Raw genomic sequence first — 5,393 nt, 5'->3', positions numbered from 1 at the left:
CCGCCACCACCAAAATCAGGGGACGGCAGAATCTCAGTTCTCAGCCCTGCCGCAAGACGGGCAACGGCTGACGCTTACCTTGAAGGCCTGCATCCGCTTGCCTCTTGCAACGTAAAAATCTATGTCTGTGACCCTACTGGTCACAGACATAGCGAATTTTACGGATCGATCGCCAGCGTCATCGGTGGCGCCAGTTCTTTGGCGCTATACATTCAGAGCTATTCGTTTAGCTCCCAATTAATTCCTTCAGTTCCTTGCGCACATCCTCGGACAATCCTCCCCAACTCCAGTACTGTAAGAACGGCCAATTTTCCACTCCGATGTACTGGGTGTCCTTCATGGTGTACCCATGGCGTTCAACATAGTGGAGGTAGGCGCCGAACATTTCGTACTCACAAGCAGAGAATATACGCGAAGAGTCCATGACATATTCAAGTGGCGTCTGATTGAACTGCTCTCTCATAAAGGCCCGGAACCCTTCTGTCGCTTCTCTTGTAAGAAAGAAGCCATTCCTGCACATATGCCCGTGTGCCGTTTCCATACCGAGGAAATAATCCACCGCAGATTTCCAGGCCACACCCTCTCCAGCCGCTTCCCATGACCGGTAATACCAAGCCGGTCCGCCGTCACGATACAACTCCTCTACATTCATGGGCCTGCAAACCATACAGTCCGAGTCAAGAATGAGTGCGGCATCAGCATCACTGACATCCGTCCATGACAACTTCAAGCCCATTTGCCAAGAATATCCGGGCGCTTTCCCCCACATTGGAGGCCCCAGGGGCTTTGAGAATTCCCGATAAACAATGTTATCGAGATTTGGCAGAACAATATTATCCCCTTCGTCCGCCAGGACAATAATATTTCGTATTCCGACTATGTTCTTCTTTGCAGACAATATAGCGTACTGCAGCCACTCCTCGTCCGGCTTATAGGTCTTATACAGAAGATCAACGCTCTTCGGCGGCTGGTACTTCTTGTTATCGTGAAATATTACTGGCCGCAGAATACCGCATCGCGCGCTTTCAATTTTTGCCAACCCAACGACTTCTGTACAAACACGACGAAGAGACGCATCTTCCGGGTAATCTAAAACAGCTTTTTCGTAACAAATAGCTGAACGGCGGTATTGGAGAAGCTTTCTCCAGCATTCTGCCTCAATCAGGTTGACGACATTTCCGTAACGTGAAAATCTCCTCGCGCGCATCCGCATCAGGGACTTAGCGAACGCCCCTCCCCTTTGCAGATAGAGAAAGGCTATGAGTACATCCTTAAATTCGTTTTCTGGCAGTTTCTCTGCCTCGCCAATCATAAGCTTGAAAAAACTACTCCGATCGCCAGCAGGACGCCGCTCAACAAGACATTTAAACAAGTACACTAAAATCGTTTTGGCTGTTATAACGTTGGATATTCCTCTTTCATAGAAACGAAAACCTGCGGTCCAATGTTGATTGATGATTGACAGATCAGCAATCTTAAGAACTTGCTCTATGTCGCTTTTCTCGTCCAGCGGAATGTTCTCGGCATATTGACGAGCTTCCTCGCCCCTGCCACACAAATAAAGCGTTTCAACAACACGGCTATCAAACTGTCGCGCCTGCAATGAGTTGATCAAACTGTGCAAAATTGAATATGCTTCATCAAAGTTCCCGGCCCTTGCCAGGAGTTCCGCACATTTTATGCGATATTCCGGATGACCTTCACCTACCGCCTGGGACTTTTTAAATGTCTGGATAGCGTCATCATTTAAGCCATGATGGAACTGATGATCGGCTACCACCAGAAGCGCTTCGGACGCAGGCTCGAGCGCCTGATATGCCTCCACCAACTCACGAGCAATAGAGGCTTTATCCCCAAGCAGTTTATGCACGTCGACACTTCGCAGGTAGGTGTTAACGTCTTGGGGTGCCAAAGTCTTTGCACGTTGGAGGGCGGTCAGAGCTTCGTCATAACGCTGCATCCGGATCAGGGGTTCCGCGATGCGACGATAGGAACCCGCAGAATTCGGCTCCCGATCCCGCCCAATATAAAACATTTCAAGCGCTTCCTCAAAGCGCTCCAGACGCATCAGGCACTCCGCAACCCAGAAATAATTGATCGCGTGAACCTTATAATATTCTATTCCCTCTCGCGCGGAAGCAAGTGCTTCTTCATATCGACCTTCGATGTAAAGACGTTCCGTCCGTTTGCGCAGGTCGACCTCACCGAGCAGCACGGTAATCATGGCACCTCACCAAAATCGGCTACAGATTCGAAGCATCCCTCTCTATACCACAGGCGATCATTCAAAATCGATGAGAAGTCCCCTTCTTCATAGAAAGCACGAATGACGCTTGTCCGGGAGAAGGGATTAACGCCCAGTCTCGTCAATTGCGGGAAACAATTGAAAGAATCTCGAGCCTTCAGAAGGAAGGTAAACAAATCGGTATCTTGCCGCTCACCAGCATAATGCTCGTACGGAAGAGGCACCCGACCAAGGGTTGCAACATCACCGCCGCCAAGGATTGTTTTCAAATACAAGAACGAACCAAAATATGCACAGGTATCGTGGCTGAGATGCGATACCAGCAACTTACGACCGCGCACGTAATCGACACCATTCTTCCGCTCGTACGTGATCGGACGACCGATAGACTCTTCGATCATCAGCCAGTTGGCGAACGCAATCAGCCCATATTCTTTGAGATGACTGAACTGGCTTTCGTTGGAAATGGTTCCATCCTTCAGCAGCAGAAGAACCAGACCTTGATCTGTTCCGTTGATCTTGGCCGGCTTCAAGACATCCGCAGGATCTTCGAACTGGGTAAAGCGCCGATTGAAGGCGTCCTGATCATCATTCCACAAAAAGGCAGCGTCACGGAAATGATCAAGGAAGTCATGACCCTTGGGAATGGAGATAAAACAACTGGAATCGTCAAGAACGTAGAAACGATCCCCCAAGGCCGCTTCAATCTCGTCCAGTTCAGCGTTAATGACCATATCACCATCGAAGGTGATGATCCCCTCCCCAGGGAACATCTCGCGCATCACCAGGAACCGCAGAAGCCCGTAATGCCGAATCCCACCCCATGTAGACAGGGCCTCGACCAGGACCGGTATCCGCGCTTCAATCTGCTTGGCGACGGACTGGCCATCAATCAGGTCATACCCCAACTCCAGCAATGCGTCGCGGTAGGCCTGAGGCAAGTCGGACCAACCCTTCAAGAACAGCACCGTAATCCTATTCCGCATCCCCAGCTGTCGCATGCGCCGACCATTGAACAGCAACGGGACGGCTGCTTCCAGCTCCTCCGCATTGCCATTATGAGACCAGGCACTGACAACGATCTTCGACATATCCATTTCCCAACAAATCAAGAAGCGACCTCTTAAGCAGCACTATGATTGCCACCCTATTCAGCGGTCAACATATTTTGCGGACTTCCCATGCATGGTCAAATTAAGGGAAAATTTACTCAAAACAAATGACATTAAATGATCAAATAAGACGGAAATATCTTTTGTATATATGGCTATTCAGATAAAATATACATCCGACATATTAAAAGATGGATCGATTTATTCGCAAGATTGCCGCAAATCAACAGATGGCCCTCCGGCGATCAAAGTATCTGTCCTTCCCAACGCCCCACGTTGAACTCAGTAAAGCCAGATTGTCTGGCTGATCTGGATGCCATGGCGGTCTCTTGGAAAATTCCACGATGCCCAGGGTCAGGGCCTTGACCGGGATAGGCTTCGTTGATGACCTGCGACCGGTTCGACGGTAAAAGCACCCGATGGATGGGCAGCCTATGGTTTACTGTGTGTTTCACGCTGGGAATGTGGTGTGGTGATGGTCAAACTTGTAACAGGCGTTGCGGGGTTTATCGGGTTCTCCGTTGCCAGGGCCCTGCTGGATGCCGGCGAAACCGTGGTCGGCATCGATAACGTCAATGATTACTATGATGTACGGCTGAAGGAAGCCCGGCTGCGGTTGCTGGAAGCGCGTCCGAACTTTGTTTTTTATCGACGCGACATCGCCGATATCGCCCTTGTCGATTTCATCCGGCAGTGCCATCCGGACATCACGGAAATCATCCATCTGGCTGCACAGGCGGGGGTCCGCTATTCGCTGATCAACCCTTATGCCTATGTACAATCCAACCTCCAGGGCCAGGTGGTGATGTTGGAATTGGCGCGGGCGTTACCGGGTCTGCGGAACTTTGTTTATGCCAGCTCATCCTCGGTCTATGGCGCCAACAAGCAGACGCCGTTTTCCGTCGATCATGCGGTGGAACGGCCCATCTCGCTCTATGCCGCGACCAAGCGGGCGGACGAGCTGATGACCTATACCTACAGCCACCTGTTCAAAATCCCCGCCATCGGCCTGCGGTTCTTTACCGTCTATGGCCCCTGGGGTCGGCCGGACATGGCAGTCTATCTCTTCACGGACGCCATCCTGGCCGGACGTCCGATCGATGTCTTCAATGATGGGCAGATGTGGCGGGACTTCACCTATATCGACGACATCGTCGCCGGGGTGCACGCAGCGCATCGGCGCCCGCCCAGCCCTGACGCCGATGGGGTGCCACACAGGATCTATAATCTGGGCAACCACCGGCCCGAACGGCTGACCGATATGATCGCCATCATCGAGCAGGCATTGGGAACCGGGGCGCAGATCAACTATCGCCCCCTGCAGCCGGGTGACGTCGTCAGCACCTGCGCCGACATCACCAGCAGCAGCCAGGAGCTTGGCTATCAACCAACAGTCAGCCTGGCCGACGGTTTGCCGCGGTTCGTGGCCTGGTTCCGGGATTTCTATGGCCGTTGATCGTCCGAGCCCCAAGCCGGCTGGCCAAGGCCAGGATAGACAACAAAAATATCCCGCCGCTGCGTGACTTAACGCCGTTTGGCCAGTTGGTGATCATAAAGCGACGGTACGGCCTCTACCCTCTGGCCGATCCCTTCGACATAAGGGGGTGGGGTGTAGCGTACCTGGATGGAGCGATTGGCATGCAGGCCAACAATACGCTCACCCGGCCCTTCCAGCCCGCTGGTGATGGTCACCGTTGCATCTTGGGGCACTGTGTCGGGCAGGATCAGCCTTGCATTCCAGACCGTGTTGTAAAGACCGTGACCCGGCTTCCAGTAGGACGCACCACCGCCAACCCATAGCCGATACTGCCATTCACCTTTCTTCAGGACGGGATCGATCCACATGCTGATCTGATCGAACAGATTCTGGTGGTTCGATCCGCTATGCTGGTCAATCACTGCATCACGCTTCACGGTTGAACGCAGGAAGACGGCACGGGTCGACCTTGTATTGACCGACAGCGGGTGAATGACCGGGTTCTCGACCGTCAAATCTTTCACCAGCACATTATGGGCCGCCCCGACATGGACGGAAT

The 5,393-nt window shown here is 52.3% G+C and carries 3 protein-coding genes and 1 pseudogene; 1 reads left to right on the top strand and 3 read right to left on the bottom strand.

Translation table 11 applies throughout. The annotated features are described in order from the left end of the window. Positions 1-226 precede the first annotated feature (226 nt). Together Q0072_RS14380 and Q0072_RS14375 are read right to left on the bottom strand one after the other, a co-directional pair. Positions 227-2,224 carry a tetratricopeptide repeat protein gene (locus Q0072_RS14380; protein WP_298331402.1) on the bottom strand — a complete coding sequence of 666 codons (1,998 nt, stop codon included), beginning with the start codon at positions 2,222-2,224 and terminating at the stop codon, positions 227-229. Then, positions 2,221-3,336 (bottom strand): hypothetical protein, encoded by a 1,116-nt coding sequence (locus Q0072_RS14375; protein WP_298331400.1) that lies wholly within the window; start codon positions 3,334-3,336, stop codon positions 2,221-2,223. The genes Q0072_RS14380 and Q0072_RS14375 overlap by 4 nt, the downstream gene beginning before the upstream one ends. Before the next feature lie 496 nt (positions 3,337-3,832). On the opposite strand from Q0072_RS14375, the gene Q0072_RS14370 reads away from it, so the two are divergent. Beyond that, a complete protein-coding gene (locus Q0072_RS14370) occupies positions 3,833-4,813 on the top strand; it encodes an NAD-dependent epimerase/dehydratase family protein (RefSeq protein WP_298331398.1) in 981 nt (326 codons plus the stop codon). Positions 4,814-4,881: 68 nt separating this feature from the next. Here the strand turns inward: Q0072_RS14370 and Q0072_RS14365 are convergent. Then, positions 4,882-5,393: pseudogene (locus Q0072_RS14365) on the bottom strand (hypothetical protein); the annotation flags it as partial.

Source organism: Asticcacaulis sp. (assembly GCF_027484505.1).
Lineage (GTDB): Bacteria > Pseudomonadota > Alphaproteobacteria > Caulobacterales > Caulobacteraceae > Asticcacaulis.
Note: the sequence above shows the minus strand (reverse complement) of the source record. Positions and strands in the feature narration are given on the sequence as shown.

Coding starts and splice junctions, on each gene's coding strand:
- Q0072_RS14380 (WP_298331402.1), bottom strand. CDS start 2,224: ATGATTACCGTGCTGCTCGGTGAGGTCGACCTGCGCAAACGGACGGAA.
- Q0072_RS14375 (WP_298331400.1), bottom strand. CDS start 3,336: ATGTCGAAGATCGTTGTCAGTGCCTGGTCTCATAATGGCAATGCGGAG.
- Q0072_RS14370 (WP_298331398.1), top strand. CDS start 3,833: ATGGTCAAACTTGTAACAGGCGTTGCGGGGTTTATCGGGTTCTCCGTT.